The organism is Paenibacillus sp. LHD-38, assembly GCF_031157315.1.
Classification (GTDB): domain Bacteria; phylum Bacillota; class Bacilli; order Paenibacillales; family Paenibacillaceae; genus Pristimantibacillus.
Genome location: NZ_JAVIFU010000158.1, coordinates 1 through 549, shown reverse-complemented (window position 1 = coordinate 549; position 549 = coordinate 1). Strand labels below are relative to the sequence as shown.

General features: G+C 55.6%; 1 rRNA gene. It reads right to left on the bottom strand.

What is annotated here, in order from left to right:
- Positions 1-15 precede the first annotated feature (15 nt).
- Positions 16-549 (bottom strand): 16S ribosomal RNA (locus tag RCO25_RS34710); the annotation flags it as partial.

Genomic DNA, 549 nt, shown 5'->3' with positions numbered 1-549 from the left:
CGGGTATTTCCTTAGAAAGGAGGTGATCCAGCCGCACCTTCCGATACGGCTACCTTGTTACGACTTCACCCCAATCATCTACCCCACCTTCGACGGCTAGCTCCCTTGCGGGTTACCCCACCGGCTTCGGGTGTTGTAAACTCTCGTGGTGTGACGGGCGGTGTGTACAAGACCCGGGAACGTATTCACCGCGGCATGCTGATCCGCGATTACTAGCAATTCCGACTTCATGCAGGCGAGTTGCAGCCTGCAATCCGAACTGAGACCGACTTTGATAGGATTGGCTCCACCTCGCGGTTTCGCTTCCCGTTGTATCGGCCATTGTAGTACGTGTGTAGCCCAGGTCATAAGGGGCATGATGATTTGACGTCATCCCCACCTTCCTCCGGTTTGTCACCGGCAGTCATCCTAGAGTGCCCACCCGAAGTGCTGGCAACTAAGATCAAGGGTTGCGCTCGTTGCGGGACTTAACCCAACATCTCACGACACGAGCTGACGACAACCATGCACCACCTGTCTCCAATGCTCCGAAGAGGGGCACTATCTCTA